The organism is Pseudomonas sp. TWRC1-2 (assembly GCF_049896685.1).
Lineage (GTDB): Bacteria > Pseudomonadota > Gammaproteobacteria > Pseudomonadales > Pseudomonadaceae > Aquipseudomonas.
Genome location: NZ_JAFCUU010000001.1, coordinates 80,618 through 96,507 on the forward strand (window position 1 = coordinate 80,618; position 15,890 = coordinate 96,507).

At 61.3% G+C, this 15,890-nt stretch carries 12 protein-coding genes; 10 read left to right on the forward strand and 2 right to left on the reverse strand.

Features of this window, described 5'->3' with window-relative positions:
* Positions 1 to 256: 256 nt before the first annotated feature.
* From ACP7B3_RS00435 to ACP7B3_RS00480, 10 genes are all read left to right on the forward strand, one after another.
* Positions 257 to 1,537 carry an alkane 1-monooxygenase gene (locus ACP7B3_RS00435; protein ID WP_145164426.1) on the forward strand — a complete coding sequence of 427 codons (1,281 nt, stop codon included), beginning with the start codon at positions 257 to 259 and terminating at the stop codon, positions 1,535 to 1,537.
* 134 nt (positions 1,538 to 1,671) lie between these two features.
* Positions 1,672 to 2,166 carry an alkane oxidation protein activator PraA gene (gene praA, locus ACP7B3_RS00440; protein ID WP_119742801.1) on the forward strand — a complete coding sequence of 165 codons (495 nt, stop codon included), beginning with the start codon at positions 1,672 to 1,674 and terminating at the stop codon, positions 2,164 to 2,166.
* 134 nt (positions 2,167 to 2,300) lie between these two features.
* Positions 2,301 to 2,786: an alkane oxidation protein activator PraB gene (gene praB / locus ACP7B3_RS00445; RefSeq protein ID WP_145164422.1), complete on the forward strand. Its 486-nt coding sequence runs from the start codon at positions 2,301 to 2,303 to the stop codon at positions 2,784 to 2,786.
* A 125-nt stretch (positions 2,787 to 2,911) separates the two neighbouring features.
* The gene (locus tag ACP7B3_RS00450) at positions 2,912 to 3,406 is read left to right on the forward strand and encodes a hypothetical protein (protein ID WP_426177183.1); all 495 of its coding nucleotides are present in this window, start codon (positions 2,912 to 2,914) and stop codon (positions 3,404 to 3,406) included.
* Between the two features lie 116 nt (positions 3,407 to 3,522).
* Complete coding sequence (locus ACP7B3_RS00455) at positions 3,523 to 4,977, forward strand: outer membrane protein transport protein (RefSeq protein ID WP_145164418.1); 1,455 nt, start codon at positions 3,523 to 3,525, stop codon at positions 4,975 to 4,977.
* A 281-nt stretch (positions 4,978 to 5,258) separates the two neighbouring features.
* Positions 5,259 to 7,784 carry an acyl-CoA dehydrogenase gene (locus ACP7B3_RS00460; protein ID WP_426177186.1) on the forward strand — a complete coding sequence of 842 codons (2,526 nt, stop codon included), beginning with the start codon at positions 5,259 to 5,261 and terminating at the stop codon, positions 7,782 to 7,784.
* Between the two features lie 149 nt (positions 7,785 to 7,933).
* Positions 7,934 to 9,277, forward strand: a complete 1,344-nt coding sequence (locus ACP7B3_RS00465; protein ID WP_426177188.1) for a 3-oxoacyl-ACP reductase — start codon at positions 7,934 to 7,936, stop codon at positions 9,275 to 9,277.
* A 3-nt stretch (positions 9,278 to 9,280) separates the two neighbouring features.
* Positions 9,281 to 10,171: a MaoC family dehydratase gene (locus ACP7B3_RS00470; RefSeq protein WP_426177190.1), complete on the forward strand. Its 891-nt coding sequence runs from the start codon at positions 9,281 to 9,283 to the stop codon at positions 10,169 to 10,171.
* On the forward strand, positions 10,168 to 11,466 hold the full coding sequence (locus tag ACP7B3_RS00475) for an acetyl-CoA C-acetyltransferase (RefSeq protein WP_426177192.1): 1,299 nt from the start codon (positions 10,168 to 10,170) through the stop codon (positions 11,464 to 11,466). The genes ACP7B3_RS00470 and ACP7B3_RS00475 overlap by 4 nt, the downstream gene beginning before the upstream one ends.
* 30 nt (positions 11,467 to 11,496) lie before the next feature.
* The gene (locus ACP7B3_RS00480) at positions 11,497 to 13,200 is read left to right on the forward strand and encodes an AMP-binding protein (protein WP_426177194.1); all 1,704 of its coding nucleotides are present in this window, start codon (positions 11,497 to 11,499) and stop codon (positions 13,198 to 13,200) included.
* Positions 13,201 to 13,600: 400 nt separating this feature from the next.
* Here ACP7B3_RS00480 and ACP7B3_RS00485 read toward each other — a convergent pair whose 3' ends face one another.
* Together ACP7B3_RS00485 and ACP7B3_RS00490 are read right to left on the reverse strand one after the other, a co-directional pair.
* Positions 13,601 to 14,578 carry a 2-hydroxyacid dehydrogenase gene (locus tag ACP7B3_RS00485; protein WP_262206574.1) on the reverse strand — a complete coding sequence of 326 codons (978 nt, stop codon included), beginning with the start codon at positions 14,576 to 14,578 and terminating at the stop codon, positions 13,601 to 13,603.
* The gene (locus ACP7B3_RS00490) at positions 14,575 to 15,873 is read right to left on the reverse strand and encodes an MFS transporter (RefSeq protein ID WP_106577856.1); all 1,299 of its coding nucleotides are present in this window, start codon (positions 15,871 to 15,873) and stop codon (positions 14,575 to 14,577) included. The genes ACP7B3_RS00485 and ACP7B3_RS00490 overlap by 4 nt, the downstream gene beginning before the upstream one ends.
* Positions 15,874 to 15,890: the final 17 nt, after the last annotated feature.

Consider the following 15,890-nt stretch of genomic DNA (forward strand, 5'->3'; position numbering starts at 1 on the left):
GTGTTACCCGACTCGCGGTACAACGGCGTCGATGCCTGCTTTAGACACCTGACCAAACGGCTGAAAAAGAGACTGGCCAGTCACGTCAAAAAGCCTTCGAGAAACTAGTTGACGACCTAACGATTCCGCGCTATTTATTTAAAAAAATTATTTCAATGTCTAATTTGAAACAATTTTTGAAGTGCCTAAGAGCGAATAAAATAATGAAAAAAACGCCTTTTATCGCATCTCCAAGCTGTCTCGTCCGGAGGCTGCCATGAACCAGACTCTGGTCACTTCCACCGTCTGGACCGACGGCAAACGTCATTTGTGGTGGCTGGGCATCATGCCCCTGGCGACCCCATTGCTCTCCGGCGCCCTGGCCATCACCACAGGCGTACAGCAATTGTGGTGGGTCGGCGTGCTGGTGATCTTCGGCTTGATCCCACTGATCGACGGCCTGCTCGGCGAAGACGTCAGCAACCCGCCAGAATCCGCCGTCAGCAACCTTGAATCGCAAAGCTACTACCGCTGGATCGTCTACACCGGCGTGCTGTTCGTGATCACCTCAGTGGTAGTGACCGGCTGGCTGGCCGCCGGTGGGATCGACTGGATCATCAACGGCGGCCTGCTCAATGCCACTGCAAGCCTTGATCCGTCGAGCTGGCTGGCGAAGACCGCAGCGTTTATTACCGCGCGCACCGAGTTGCACGGTGAGATCACCTGGTTCACCTACCTGGGCATGGCGCTGTCGACCGGCGCCGCCACCGGCATTGCAATCAACACCGCGCATGAGCTGGGGCACAAGCCCAAGCCGCTGGAAGTGTTCCTGGCCAAGGTCACCCTGGCGCCGACCTTCTACGGGCACTTCTACACCGAACACAACCGTGGCCATCACGTACGCGTGGCCACACCGGAAGACCCGGCCAGCTCACGTCTGGGGGAGAGTTTCTGGGCGTTCCTGCCGCGCTCGGTGTGGTTCAGCGCGGTGTCGGCCTGGAACCTGGAACGCGAACGCCTGCGCAAACTCGGCCTGCCGGCACTGCACTGGAAGAACGCCGTACTCGGCGCGTGGATGTACAGCGTGGTGTTGTGGGGCGCGATGATTGCCTGGCTCGGCGCGGCCGTGATTCCCTTCCTGATCATTCAGGGCATCTACGGGTTCTCGTTGCTGGAAGTGGTGAACTACGTCGAGCACTACGGGCTTAAACGCCAGAAGTTGCCCAACGGTCGCTATGAACGTTGCTCGCCGCGGCACTCGTGGAACAGTAACCGTATTGTCACCAATATCTTTTTGTTTCAACTGCAACGGCATTCCGATCACCATGCCAACCCCACCCGTAGTTATCAGTCATTGCGCCACTTTGATGAGTCGCCGCAACTTCCTTATGGTTACGCGAGCATGATTGTCTGGGCCTATGTGCCGTACTTGTGGCGACGTCGCATGGACCATCGTGTGTTGAATCATTACGCCGGCGATATCACCTTGACCAATCTTCAACCGTCACAACGTTTGAAGTATCTGGAGAAGTACAGCAACAGCGCCAAGCCGTTTTGAGGTGAAGTAACACAGCCGTGGGTGAACTCGGGATCTGTGTATCGCGCAGGTTTTTATCGCCCAAGGTTTATCAGTTTGATGGCAAGAAAGTTGTTTGACCCTACAACAATAACTTCAAGGGAAGGACGTACATAATGCACAGCCCTGCCACGTTCACCGCGCATATCATACTGGCCGCACTGGGCCTGATTGTTTACCACCAGGCTCAGGCCGCACGCATCGAGCCGGCCGGCAGCGCCTTTACTGCCCAGGGCCCGATCAGCTTTTCCAAGGGTGCGCTGATCAGCGCCGATTGCACCATCAAGGTGGCCGGCAAGGTCGCGGCCGATGGTTCATCGGTGAATGTCGATAAAGTTGAATTCGACGGCGGCCTTAAATGCAGCCGCGTCGAGGCCACCAACTTACCCTGGGTGTTAGTTGCCAAAGACACCAAAAGCGGCTCCATGTCAAAGATCAGCGTCGATGTTCACGCCTTCGGCCTGGGCGGCAAGTGCGGGCCTTCTACGGCCGATGGCACGTGGGACAACGCCACCCGAAAGTTGGAAGCCACCAATGTTCCGATTGGCGAAGACTGCAAGATCAAAACGGTGTCGATCACGATGCCGCCGACCTTCAAAGTGGTCGAATAAACCGATTAATAAGATGCAGCGGTAATTGAATTGAGATTTGGCTGGAAAGGGAAGTTCTGCAGTTTCACCGTGACCTCTCGATCATGGCCATTACCCCTGGCGAAATGACTCGCCATAACATGTGAGGAAAAACAATGAAAAGCTTGAAAACCCTCGTTTGTGCAACTTCTTTTGCTCTGTGCTTTGGCGCCGCTTCGATGGCCAGTGCGGCGTCCATCACCCCGGATGGTCCGTTCACGACCAACCCCGGCACCATCGTTGTGAAGTCGCCCTCGTCGTTCGGTGCGGCCGTAACCTGCGGCATCACCTTTACCGGCAACGTCAGCGGTGGCGTGGCGTCCATCAACGGTGCTTCGCTGACCGGCGGCGGTCTCTGCGCCTTGCCGACGCTGACCAACCTGCCTTGGGTGCTGACCGCTGCAACCGGCACCACCGGTACCGTGACCAACGTCGGCTACAAGATCACCTCGCTGCCTTCCACCAACTGCGGTCCTACCCCTATCGCTGTGGCGTGGACTGCGGCCAGCAAAACCCTGTCGGCCAGCAATCAATCGCTGAGTGGCAACTGCACCGTGGTGTCCCTGAGTGTTGTGGCGCCAACGCTGACGGTTAACCCGTAAGCGCGCAACTGCGTAAAGGGCTGATCACCCGTTGAAAGGCCGGTGCCTCGCGTGAGGCGCCGGCTGCGGGAAAACCACCGGCGGAGCCGGTTGGGTACGGTACTTATTGTCTGGGGAACATGACAATGCAAAGCCTTAAGAAAACGGCCCTCCTGGGTTCGATGTTATTCACCCTGGGCGCTGTCTCGTCCACTGCAGGCGCAGCCACCTTTGCCCCGGCGGGCGCTGCATTTACCGCCTCGGGCTCAATCGCCACCGCGGTAAAGCTGCTGGTGTTTACCCCGGTTCCATGCACGATGACACTCAGTGGCCAAGTCGCGGCGGACGGCTCAAGCGCATCGATCACCGGTGCCACGTTCACCGGTAATGCGCTGTGTGGTATTTCCGGCCCGTTGAACTTGCCTTGGACACTGGTGCCGACCAATGCCACCACCGCAACGCTTTCTGGCTTTACCGAAAAGTTTCCGTATGACAGCTGCCTGACGCCAAGTGTGCTGATCACACAATGGAGTGCCGCCGACGGCACGTTCAGCATTGCCGGCCCACACACGGTGAACGCCACCTGCAGGGTCACGGCCTTCAACTTCAAACCTTCACCTGCCCTCACGATTAATCCTTGAAAACATCAACGCTTTAGCGCGTGGGCGCGCACAACGTGAAACACGATCCCTGATCGAACGAACAGAAAGACGAGACGGCTGGGCCGGCTCAGAGTGATAACAATAAGGAGTGCCTCATGAATAATAAAAAACAACAGGTGCAGGCTTTACTGGGGTTGGCGTTGATGGGCGGGCTGATGGTAGCCGTGCCTGTGCAAGCCGGCGGTTTTTCCACGCCGACGTATGGCGCACCGGGCTGGGGGCGAGCGTTCGGCGGGGGTTCCTTGTTCAAGAATGACCCGAGTTCGGCGTTCAACAACCCGGCGGCAATGGCTTTTGTTGACCATAACGTTGCGCAAATGACCGTCGATTACGCGCGGATCAAGATCAAGTACAAAGGCCAGGCCAATGACTACCAGGGCAACCCGGTATCCAATACACCGTTTAACCCCGATGGTACTTTCGACCCCGCGCAGGCCGTGCTGAATAACAATGACGGCGGCCAGGGCGGGTTCACTGCATGGCTCCCCACCGGGTTCATGGTGATGCCGCTGGGTGACCGGTTTTCATTCGGTCTGGCCCAAGTCGTGCCGCAGGGCATGCGCACCACCTGGGATGAAGGCTCAAAGTTTCGTGACTTTGCAGTGGACACCAAGATTGAGACCGTAGGGTTGACCGGGTCCTTGTCGTTCAAGGTGCGCGATGACCTTTCCATCGGTGCCGGGATGATCGTTCAGCACAGTAAAGGCTTCGTCAGCCAGAATATCGATTTGCTCGCCGCCGCTGCCAACTCCAAGTCTGAATTGGGCGGTATTCCGTTCCCGGCTGGCCTGGGTACGTCGCTGATTCGGGTCAAAGTCGATAATACGTCGGTGGGTTGGTTCACGGGGGTGGTCTGGAAACCCACCGAGCAAGACAGCCTCGGCCTCAATTACCACGCCAAAATCAAGAACAAGATGGAGGGCAAGTACAATATTCGCGCCGACGCCTTCTCCTATCAGCTGATGACGGCCCCGAGCCCGTTCGGCGGTACCGGGACTATCCCGGAAGTGGCCTATCCGGGGCTGAAATTGATGCCCGACGGCGCCAATGCCAGTACTCAACTGGACATCCCGGCAACGGCGGGCCTGGACTGGGTGCACCAGTTCAATGACCGCCTGACCATGGGGGTGAGTGCGGTGTGGACCCAATGGTCGTCCTTCAAGGACCTGACCCTCAAGTCCGACGGCAACACGATCGTTTCCATTCCCTACAACTACCGCGACTCCTGGATGTACTCCATTGGTGGCGATTTCAAAGCGACCGATGAGCTGACATTGCGTGCCGGTGTGGCGTCCGACCAGACGCCGACCCGCAACTCTACACGCGACCCGCGGATTCCGGACGGTGACCGGTACTTCCTGTCGCTGGGCGCAGGTTACGACGTCAAGGCGATTCCAGGCTTGACGCTGGATCTGGCGTACTCCCATCAGTTCGTGCAGGAGGTCAATCTCAAGACCAAGAACGTGGACCGATTGGGCGCCGCGAGCCTGGACGGTAAGGCCGAATCGTCCGGTGACGTAGTGGCTGTTTCGGCAACCTATGCCTTTTAAGTCCGTCACGCAGCACTGAGGATAAGGGCGGCAAGCGCATCTTGGCGCCCTTGTTCAAAGGCTCTAGAGCGGGGGTTCGCCTTCGCAACGTGTGCAGCACCGCATTTTCTGATTCAACAGGCTGACGTGCTCAGCCTGGTTTTTTTTTGCCAAGGCATTAAATAAAAATTTCAAAACAAAATTTGAATTTGTCTTTTCAAGTTTGTAGTGTGGCTTTACGCCGCCGCTCATTTCGAGCGGCCTGCGCATTGCCCATGCCCTGATTAGGTAGAGGTATCCCCATGGTTATCTGGTTATTAGTGGGTGTCGCAGCAGCGATTGCCCTGGCGTATCGACAAGCCGCCGCTGCGCTGTGGCTGGGCGTTGGCCTGATCTGGCTGGCGCTTGGTTACCTGTTCAACGTGGTCGCTGGTGTGGGCACCAGCGTTGCGGCGCTGCTGGTGGTGGTGCCCGCGCTGCTGCTGACGATCAAACCCTTGCGTCGCACGCTGTTGACCAGCAAGGCCTTGAGTCTGTTTCGTACGATCATGCCGGCCATGTCCGACACCGAACGCGCCGCCATCGAATCCGGCACCGTGTGGTGGGACGCCGAGCTGTTCAGCGGCAAACCCAACTGGGATCGCCTGCTCAAGGCTGCGCCGGCCAGCCTCAGCGCCGAAGAACAAGCCTTCCTCGACAACGAGGTCGAAACCCTCTGCGACATCGCCAACGACTGGGAAACCACCCAGATCTGGCAGGACATGTCCCCCGAAGGCTGGCAGTACACCAAGGACGCCGGGTTCCTGGGCATGATTATTCCCAAGCAATACGGCGGCAAAGGCTTTTCCCACTACGCGCATTCCCAGGTGGTGATGAAGCTGTCGACACGCTGCTCGGCGGCGGCGATTTCGGTGATGGTCCCCAATTCCCTGGGCCCGGCTGAATTGCTACTGCATTACGGCACCGATGCCCAACGCAATTACTACTTGCCGCGCCTGGCGCGGGGCGAAGACATCCCGTGCTTTGCCCTGACCAGCCCGTATGCGGGCTCTGATGCCGGCGCAATTCCAGACCAGGGCATCGTCTGCAAAGGCCTGCACGAGGGCGAGCAAGTGCTGGGTTTCAAAGTGACCTGGGACAAGCGCTACATCACCCTTGGCCCCATCGCGACGGTGCTGGGCCTGGCGTTTCGCGCCGAAGACCCGGAGGGTTTGCTGGGCAAGGCGGGCTCGCTGGGCATCACCTGCGCGTTGATCCCAACGTCTCACCCAGGCGTCAACAGCGGTCGTCGCCACTGGCCTCTGAACGCGGTATTTCAGAACGGCCCCACCACCGGCAAGGATGTGTTCATTCCCCTGGAATGGGTGATCGGCGGCCGCGAACAGGTCGGTAACGGCTGGCGCATGCTGATGGAATGCCTGGCAGCCGGGCGGGCGATTTCTCTGCCCTCGGCCAACGTCGGCCTGGGCAAAGTCGCGGTACGCGGCACCAGCGCCTACGCGGCGATGCGCAAGCAGTTCGGCCTGCCCATCGGCAAGTTCGAAGGCGTGCAGGCGCCGCTGGCGCGCATGGCCGGGCATTTGTATGCCTGCGACGCGGTGCGCAAGGTCTCGGTGGCGTCGCTGGATGCCGGCGAAAAACCTTCGGTGATCTCGGCCATTGCCAAGTACCACGTCACCGAGCGCGCGCGGATCATCGTCAACGACGGCATGGACATCGTCGCCGGCAAAGGCATCTGCATGGGCCCCAACAATTTCCTGGCCCGTGCTTACCAGCAAAGCCCGATTGCGATCACCGTGGAGGGTGCGAACATCATGACCCGCTGCCTGATCATCTTTGGCCAGGGGCTGATTCGCTGCCATCCGTACGTATTCCGCGAAATGGAAGCCGCGCGTAACCCGGACCGGCGCCAGGCGCTGGAAGCCTTCGACCGCGCGATGTTCGGCCATGTGAGCTTTGTCGTCGCCAATACCGTACGCGCCGGGGTGCATGCGCTGACGGGTGGGCGGCTGCTTTCTGCACCGGCCAAGACTGAGCCTGCGCTGGCGTCCTACTACCGCCAGGCCAATCGGCTGTCGGTGGTGCTGGCGTTGATCTCGGATGTGTCCATGGGTGTGCTCGGGGGTGCACTCAAGCGCAAGGAAAGTATTACCGGGCGTCTGGGCGATATTCTGTCGCAGTTGTACATCCTGTCCTGCGTGCTCAAGCGCTTTGAGGACGACGGCCGGCCCCAGGCAGATCTGCCGCTGGTGCACTGGGCCGCCCAGGATGCGCTGTTACGTGCGCATGAAGCGCTGGCCGAAGTGCTCGATAACTACCCCTCGAACGCCGCTGCGGCAGTGGTGCGTGGCTTGAGTTTTCCGTTCGGTATTCCCCTGCGCAAACCGTCGGATCGCTTGCTGGCCCAAGTCGCCGAGGTGGTGCAGACGCCAGGCGAAACCCGCGACCGCCTGTTGGCCAATTCCTACATCCCGCGCCCGGAAATCGACAAGCTGGCCTACGGCGAATTGGGCTTGCGCCTGTTGCCGCAGGTGGAACTGATCGACGCTCGCCTCAAGTCGGCCGTCAAGCAAGGCCTGGTCGAACCGATGCCGATTTCCGCCACCGCGTTCAGCGGCTGGCGCGTCAAGGCGCGGGCGCTGGATCTGATCAGCGACGAGGAAGACACCTTGCTCGGCCGCTATGTGGAATACGCCGACCACGGCATCCAGGTCGATGATTTCCCGCAGGACTTTGGTTTGCTCGAGGCGTTGCAGCAGCGCAAACAAGCCTTGGAGCCGAGCGCCAAACGTCGCACACCCCAAAGCGAAAACGCCTCGGTCAACTAGGAGAAACACGATCAAGGTGGGAGCGGGCTTGCCTGCGATGGCAGCGCCTCGGTGCCTGTGAACGACCGAGTCGTCTGCAGCCCAGGCAAGCCAGCTCCCACCGGCATCGGGTTTATAAAGCCAGTGTGTGTTGTGAGTGAATGCTTACTATGAGTGACAGCTACCTTTCCTTCGTCAACTCCGCCTGGGGCCGGCGCCTCGCCCGGGCCATCGGCCTGCCGCAGCCGTTGCCGTTGCAGCGCCATCGCAGCGGCCAGCAGGGCCTGGTCAACCCGGTCATCGTCGCCGGGGCAGGGCGGTTATCCACGCAGGTGCAACAGATTTTTGCCGCCACCGACACCGTCGCGGCCACGCCGGCGACGCTCCGGGCGCCGTCCACGGTCAAGGTGCAGGGCGCGGTGTTCGATGCCACGGCGGTGCTCGATTTGCAGCAGCTCGACGAGCTCTATGTCTTCTTCCACGCCAACGCCAAGCGCCTCAGTCAGCATGGCCGCGTGGTGGTGCTCGGCACTGCGCCCGAGCATTGCCGGGACTTGCCCCAGGCCATCGCCCAGCGCGCCCTCGAAGGCCTGGTGCGCTCACTGGCCAAGGAACTGCGCCGGGCGATCACCGTGCAATTGATCTATGTCGCGCCGGGCGCCGAAGACGCCCTGGACAGCAGCCTGCGGTTTTTTCTGTCGCGCCGTTCGGCCTATGTGTCCGGGCAGGTCGTGCGCCTGCAAAAACCGGTGGATGGCGAGGTTGCCGTCAACTGGGATAAGCCGTTTGTTGGGCGCCGCGCATTGGTCACCGGCGCGTCGCGTGGGATTGGTCTGGCCATCGCCCAAGTGCTGGCCCGCGACGGCGCCCACGTAGTGTGTGTGGACGTGCCCCAAGCCCAGGCAGCGCTGCAGCAGGCCGCCGCCAGTGTCAACGGTTCGGCCTTGCCGCTGGACATCACCGCAGCCGACGCGGCCGCGCTGTTGCAGGCGCATGTCGAACAGTACGGCGCTTTCGATGTGGTGGTGCACAACGCCGGCATCACCCGTGACAAGACCATTGCCAAAATGACCGAGGCGGCCTGGCGCAGTGTGCTGGCGGTCAACCTGGAAGCACCGTTGCAGTTGAGCAATGCGTTGTTGCACCACCAGGGGTTGAACCCGGGCGGGCGCATTGTGTGCGTGTCGTCGATCTCCGGCATTGCCGGCAATCTGGGGCAAAGCAATTACGCCACCTCCAAGGCCGGTGTGATTGGCTTGGTGCACGGCCTGGCACCGTTGGCGGCAGCGCAGCAGGTCACGGTCAACGCCGTTGCGCCCGGTTTTATCGAGACACAGATGACCGCCAGGATTCCACTGATGATCCGCGAGGCGGGGCGGCGCATGAACTCGCTGTCCCAAGGCGGGCAACCAATTGATGTGGCCGAGACCATTGCCTGGCTGGCGCACCCGGCGTCCGGCGGGGTCAACGGCCAAGTCGTACGCGTGTGCGGCCAAAGCCTGCTGGGAGCCTGAGCCATGGACTACGTGACGCAAATCATCGACCCGCCACTGTCGCGCACCCAGTTGTTGCTCGATGGCGTGCGCGCGCTGCGCAAACCCAAGCTTGAGGGTGCGCCGTTGCTGCCCAGGGAATGCCTGGTGCGTTCGGCGGTGGCGCTGTCGGCCAGCGCTATCGCCGCGTATGGCCACGCCTGTGGTTTCCGGCGCGAGCAGGGCGTGCCGCTGTCCTATCCGCACGTGCTGGCGTTCCCGTTGCACCTGATGCTGCTGACACGGCCGAGCTTTCCGTATCCGGCCAGCGGCATGGTGCACCTGGCCAATCGGATTCATCAGCACCAGCGTTTGCACGAAGGCCAGGCGTTACGCCTGGAAGTAGGTTGCGAGCGCTGGGTGGCGCACCCCAAAGGCCAGGCGCTGATTATCGCCACGCGGGCCTACGGCGCCGACGCGCTGGTGTGGCAGAGCGACAGCCTGTACCTGCGCCGTGACGTGAAAGACCCGGTCGGCGAACCGTGGGAAGACGTGCTGACGTTGCAGGAAGACGGGCTGTTGCGCAGCCAGCGCTGGGCAGTGCCGGCCGACCTGGGGCGGCGTTTTGCCAAGGTGTCGGGGGACTTCAACCCGATTCACACCTCGGTGATCGGCGCCAGGATCTTTGGCTTTCGCCGCGCCATCGCCCACGGCATGTGGACCCTGGGCCGCGCACTCGCCGCTCAGCAACCACCGGGCGGCCTGGAACACGCCCAGGCGCATTGCGACTTCAAACTGCCGATCTTCCTGCCCGGCCAGGTCACCCTGTGGAATCGCCCCGTGACCGGCCCGCGCCGTGAGTTCGAAGTGCGCAATGCGGCGGGCGATAAACCGCATATGCGTGGGCTTTTTGTCTGGAATGAGAACCGTCAATGAGTGACTACAGCTTCAACCCGGCCCCGACTCGCCGCGTGGCGATTATCGGCGGCAACCGTATCCCGTTTGCCCGCTCCAACAGCGTGTATGCCCACGACAGCAATCAGGACTTGCTGGTTGCCGCCCTGCAAGGCCTGGTTGACCGCTACAACCTGCACGGCCAGCGCCTGGGCGAGTTTGCCGCGGGGGCGGTGATCAAGCATTCGCGCGATTTCAACCTGGCGCGCGAGTCGCTGCTGTCGACCACTTTGTCGCCCGAAACCCCCGCGTACGACGTGCAACAAGCCTGCGGCACGGGCCTTGAAGCGGCGTTGCTGGTGGCGAATAAAATCGCCCTGGGCCAGATCGACGTCGGCATTGCCGGCGGTAGCGACACCACCTCGGACGCGCCCATCGGCATCAACGAATCCCTGCGCCATACCTTGCTCGCGGCCAACCGCGCCAAGGGCATGGGCGATAAGCTCAAGGCGTTGCTGAAGGTGCGCCCGTCGATGTTGTTCAAGCCGTTGCTGCCGCGCAATGGCGAGCCACGCACCGGCCTGTCGATGGGGGAGCACTGTGAAGAAATGGCCAAGCGCTGGCAGATCAAGCGGCTGGCCCAGGATGAGTTGACCCTGACCAGCCACCAGCGCCTGGACGCCGCTTACGCCCGTGGTTTTTTCGACGATCTGATCAGCCCTTATCGCGGCCTTGCGCGCGACAACAACCTGCGGGCTGACACCAGCCTTGCGAAACTCGCCGGTCTATCCCCAGCCTACGACCGTCAGAACGGCACGCTCACGGCGGGCAATTCCACGCCGCTGACCGATGGCGCTTCGGTGGTGCTGTTGGCCAGTGAGGCCTGGGCTGCCGAACACGGCTTGCCGGTGCTGGCCTACCTGCGTACCGGCGAAACAGCGGCGGTGAATTTTGTCGATGGCACCGAAGGCCTGTTGATGGCCCCGGCCTATGCCGTTCCACGCATGCTCAAGCGTGAAGGCCTGAGCTTTGCCGACTTTGACTTCTTCGAGATCCACGAAGCATTTGCCGCTCAGGTGCTGTGCACGCTCAAGGCCTGGGAAGACGCCGATTACTGCCGTGAGCGCCTGGGCCTGGACGCACCGCTGGGCGCCATCGACCGCAGCAAAATGAACGTCAACGGTGGTTCGCTTGGCTGTGGCCACCCGTTCGCCGCCACCGGTGGCCGGCAGTTGGCGGCACTGGCCAAAACCATCCATGACAATGGTGGCGGGCGCGGCTTGATTTCGATCTGCGCGGCGGGCGGGCTGGGTGTTACGGCCATCGTCGAAAAGTAGCGCGATAAAAACAACAACAAGGAGACTGCCATGAACGCTGTAAGCCTGGAACGTACCGAACGGATCTGGTTGAACGCTTACCTGCCCGGCGTGCCGGCGGACATCGAGGCCGGTATCGAGGAGTACCCGTCGCTGCGCGAGGTGTTCCTTGAGCACCTGGAGAAATTTCGCGAGCGCGTCGCTTACGTCAGCATCGGCACCGAAATGACCTATGCCGACTGGCGGGTGCAAGGCATCGCGTTTGCCGCGTGGCTGCAGGGTCAGGGCGTAAAGAAGGGCGACCGCGTGGCCTTGATGATGCCCAACTGCTTGCAGTACCCGATCTGCCTGTTGGGCACCATCCTGGCCGGCGCGGTGGTGGTCAACGTCAACCCGCTGTACACCTCCCATGAGCTCAAGCATCTGCTCAAGGACAGCGGCGCCGAAACCGTGGTGATCTTCGAAAACTTCGCCTATACCCTGGAAAAGGTCGTGGCCGGCAGCAGCGTCAAGCGCGTGGTGGTGGCGGCCATTGGCGACTTGCTGGGCACCTTCAAGGGCGCGGCGATGAATTTCATCCTGCGCAGTGTGCAAAAGCAGGTGCCCGGTTTTAACCTGCCCGGCGCGGTGCGCTTCAATCGGGTGCTGAAACAGGGGCGGGCGCTGAATCACTTCCCGGTGGCCATGAACCTCGACGACCTGGCCTTTTTGCAATACACCGGCGGCACCACCGGGGACGCCAAGGGTGTGATGCTCAGCCACCGCAATATCATCGCCAACCTGTTGCAGGCCAAGGCCTGGGTCGGCGACCAGCTGGACCAGGACCAGCAGGAAACCAACGTCACCTTACTGCCGCTGTACCACATCTTTTCGCTGACGGTGAACTGTCTGATGTTCATGTGCCTGGGCGGGCGCAACATCCTGATCGCCAACCCGCGTGATGTGAAACGCGTGCAGATGATCCTGCGCAAGGAGCGCTTCAACGGCATTGCCGGGGTCAACACGCTGTTTAATGGCTTGCTCGAAAACAAAGCGTTCTGCGCGCGCGACTTTTCCGCCCTGCGCCTGGTGATCGCCGGCGGCATGGCTACGCACACGGCGGTGGCCAAGCGCTGGAAAGAAGTCACCGGGCTGCCGATCATCGAGGGCTATGGCCTTACCGAGTGCTCGCCGGTGGTGAGCATCAGCCCGATCAATATCGCCCGCATGCGCGAGATGGAGTTCACCGGCAGCATTGGCGTGCCGCTGCCCTCGACCTGGGTGCGTTTTATCCGCGAGGACGGTGAACTGGCCGACACCGGTGAGCAAGGCGAACTGCAAGTGCGCGGGCCGCAGGTGATGCAGGGTTACTGGAAGCGCCCCAAGGAAACCGCCGAGGTGCTGGATGCCGAGGGCTGGCTGTCGACCGGTGATATCGGCGTGATGGACGAGCGCGGCTACATCCGCCTGGTGGACCGCAAGAAAGACATGATTCTGGTATCGGGCTTCAATGTGTACCCGAATGAAATCGAAGACGTGGTGGCCATGCACCCGGGCGTGGGTGAGGTGGCGGCGGTCGGCGTGGAAGATGGCGTCACCGGAGAAAGGGTGAAGATCATCGTGGTGCGCAAGGACCCGAACCTCACGCAGGAGCAGATCCTCGCCCATTGCCGCGAATACCTGACGGGGTACAAAGTGCCGCGGTATGTGGAGTTCCGCACTGCCGAGCTGCCCAAGACCACCGTCGGCAAAGTGCTGCGCCGGGCCTTGCGCTGACTTGAATGTGTCGGTGATCCAAATGTGGGAGCGGGCTTGCCCGCGAATCCAGTGTGTCGGATTGCACATGCGGCACTGACCCAACGCCATCGCGAGCAAGCCGGCTCCCACAGAGATTGGGTTTACACAGCAAGCTACGTTGGATGAGCACGGTCAATGTGGGAGCGGGCTTGCCCGCGAATGCAGTGTGTCAGTTTGCACATTGGGCACTGACCCACCGCCATCGCGAGCAAGCCCGCTCCCACCTTTTAAAGTGCAGTGCACCAGGTAGCGGGTGTACTCGGTCACATGTGGGAGCTGGCTTGCCTGCGAAGGCATCCACTGGGTACGCCTGATGTACCGAGGGGTCTGCATCGCAGGCAAGCCAGCTCCCACTTTGGGTCTGTGCAAGGCTCAGGAATCAGTGTTTCCAGGCAGCCGGGTTCACCAGGTTTTTCGGGCGGTCGCCGGCCAGCGCCGCCAGCAGGTTGTCCACCGCACATTTAGCCATCGCTTCGCGTGTTTCATGGGTCGCCGAGCCGATGTGCGGCGTGGCCACCACATTGTTCAAGCGCAACAGGGGCGAGTCGTGGTTCAACGGCTCACGCTCGAACACATCCAAACCCGCTGCCCGAATCGTGCGTTGCTGCAGCGCCTGAACCAGCGCCGCCTCGTCCACCACTTTGCCGCGCGAGATGTTGATAAAGATCGTCTCCGGGCCCATCAGTGCAAACTCTTCAGCGCCGATCAGCTTCTCGGTTTCGGCAGTCAGCGGCAAGGTCAGGCAGACAAAGTCAGCTTCCTTGAGCAAATCCACCAGGCTGCGGTACTGCGCGCCAAAGCGTTCTTCCACCAACGGCTTGGGCGAGTGGCTGTGGTAGATCACCGGCATGCCAAAACCAAAGTGCCCGCGTTGGGCCAATGCTTCGCCGATGCGGCCCATGCCGATGATGCCGAGGGTTTTGCCATGCACGTCGGTGCCGAAATGGGACGGGCCGATGTTCTTGCTCCATTGGCCAGCACGCACCATGTCGGCCAGCTCCACCACCCGGCGCGCCGTGGCCAGGATCAGCGCAAAACCGGTATCGGCGGTGGTTTCGGTGAGCACGTCCGGCGTGTTGCTGAGCAGGATGCCGCGTTGGGTCAGGTAGTCGATGTCGTAGTTGTCGACACCCACCGAGACACTGGCCACCGCTTCAAGGTGTGGCGCCAGGTCGAGCAGCTTGGCGTCCAGGCGCAGGCTGGCACCCAGCAGGCCCTGGGCGCGGGGCAAGGCCTCGCGCAGCTTGGCCAGGCCGGGTTCGTCGAGGGCTTCGATCAGCGTGACGTCGGCCTGCTCGTGCAGGCGGGCCATCAAGGGCGCAGAGAGTTTCTTGTATAAAACGACAGACTTTTTCATCGGGTTTTTACCTTCAATCCAAGGGTCGGCATCGGCGCGCGTTCACGGTCGCTGGCGCCGGGCTTGAGGAAAATCGTCAACACCACCGACAGCATCAGCGCACCGCTCATCAGCAGGTACGAAGCGCCAGGCGAACCGGTGGTGCTGTTGAGGTAACCCACCAGGTACGAACCGCCGAACGAGCCCAGCGCGCCCATGCTGTTGATCAGCGCCATGGCACCGCCGGCGACGTTGGCCGGCAGGATCTCCGGCACGATGGCAAAGAACGGCCCGTAGGGCGCATACATGCAGGCGCCGGCGATGACCAGCAGGCTGTAGGACCACCAGAAGTGTTCGGCGCCCAACGCGTAGGAGGCGTAGAACGCAATGGAGGCAATCAGCAGCGGTGGCCACACAAAACGTTTACGTTTTTGCAGTTTGTCCGAGCCCCAGGACACCGCGAGCATGCCGATCACCGCCGCCAGGTAAGGCAACGCCGACAGCCAGCCGGCTTCGACCATGTCCATTTGCAGGCCGGCCTTGAGGATCGACGGCAGCCACAGCACAAAGCCGTAAACGCCGATGCTCCAGCAGAAAAACTGCAGCGCCAGGATGATCACCTTGGGCGAGCGGAAGGCCTCGGCGTAGTTCTTCACCGCCTTGATTCCGACTTGCTCGGCGGCCAGCGCGCTTTCCAGGTCTTTTTTGTGCTGCTCACTCAGCCACTTGGCGTCGGCGGGTTTTTCATCCGCCAGCTTCCACCAGATAAACGCCCAGATCACCGCCGGTATGCCTTCGATGATAAACATCCAGCGCCAGCTGAAATGCTGCACCAGATAGCCCGACACCACTGACATCCACAGCATGGTCACCGGGTTGCCGAGGATCAGGAAGGTGTTGGCGCGCGAGCGTTCGGCCCGCGTGAACCAGTGGCACAGGTACACCAGCATCGCCGGCATCACGGCGGCTTCGACCACCCCGAGCATGAAGCGAATGGCGATCAGCATGTAGGCGTTGGACACCACGCCGGTCAGGGTGGCAAGGCCGCCCCAGAGGATCAGGCTGACAAAAATCAGCTTTTTAACGCTGCGTTTTTGCGCGTAGATCGCCCCCGGCACCTGGAAGAAAAAGTAGCCGAGGAAGAACAGCGCGCCCAGCAGCGAGGACATGCCGGGGGTGATCATCAGGTCTTCGGCCATCCCGGAGGCGGCGGCGAAGCCGTAGTTGGCGCGGTCCAGGTACGCCAGGCTGTAGGTGATAAACACGATAGGCATGATGTACCACCAGCGGCGGGTGGCGAGTTTCAAGGTATCCATGGAGTTGCTCCTGAGCT

Coding starts and splice junctions, on each gene's coding strand:
- ACP7B3_RS00435 (WP_145164426.1), top strand. CDS start 257: ATGAACCAGACTCTGGTCACTTCCACCGTCTGGACCGACGGCAAACGT.
- praA (WP_119742801.1), top strand. CDS start 1,672: ATGCACAGCCCTGCCACGTTCACCGCGCATATCATACTGGCCGCACTG.
- praB (WP_145164422.1), top strand. CDS start 2,301: ATGAAAAGCTTGAAAACCCTCGTTTGTGCAACTTCTTTTGCTCTGTGC.
- ACP7B3_RS00450 (WP_426177183.1), top strand. CDS start 2,912: ATGCAAAGCCTTAAGAAAACGGCCCTCCTGGGTTCGATGTTATTCACC.
- ACP7B3_RS00455 (WP_145164418.1), top strand. CDS start 3,523: ATGAATAATAAAAAACAACAGGTGCAGGCTTTACTGGGGTTGGCGTTG.
- ACP7B3_RS00460 (WP_426177186.1), top strand. CDS start 5,259: ATGGTTATCTGGTTATTAGTGGGTGTCGCAGCAGCGATTGCCCTGGCG.
- ACP7B3_RS00465 (WP_426177188.1), top strand. CDS start 7,934: ATGAGTGACAGCTACCTTTCCTTCGTCAACTCCGCCTGGGGCCGGCGC.
- ACP7B3_RS00470 (WP_426177190.1), top strand. CDS start 9,281: ATGGACTACGTGACGCAAATCATCGACCCGCCACTGTCGCGCACCCAG.
- ACP7B3_RS00475 (WP_426177192.1), top strand. CDS start 10,168: ATGAGTGACTACAGCTTCAACCCGGCCCCGACTCGCCGCGTGGCGATT.
- ACP7B3_RS00480 (WP_426177194.1), top strand. CDS start 11,497: ATGAACGCTGTAAGCCTGGAACGTACCGAACGGATCTGGTTGAACGCT.
- ACP7B3_RS00485 (WP_262206574.1), bottom strand. CDS start 14,578: ATGAAAAAGTCTGTCGTTTTATACAAGAAACTCTCTGCGCCCTTGATG.
- ACP7B3_RS00490 (WP_106577856.1), bottom strand. CDS start 15,873: ATGGATACCTTGAAACTCGCCACCCGCCGCTGGTGGTACATCATGCCT.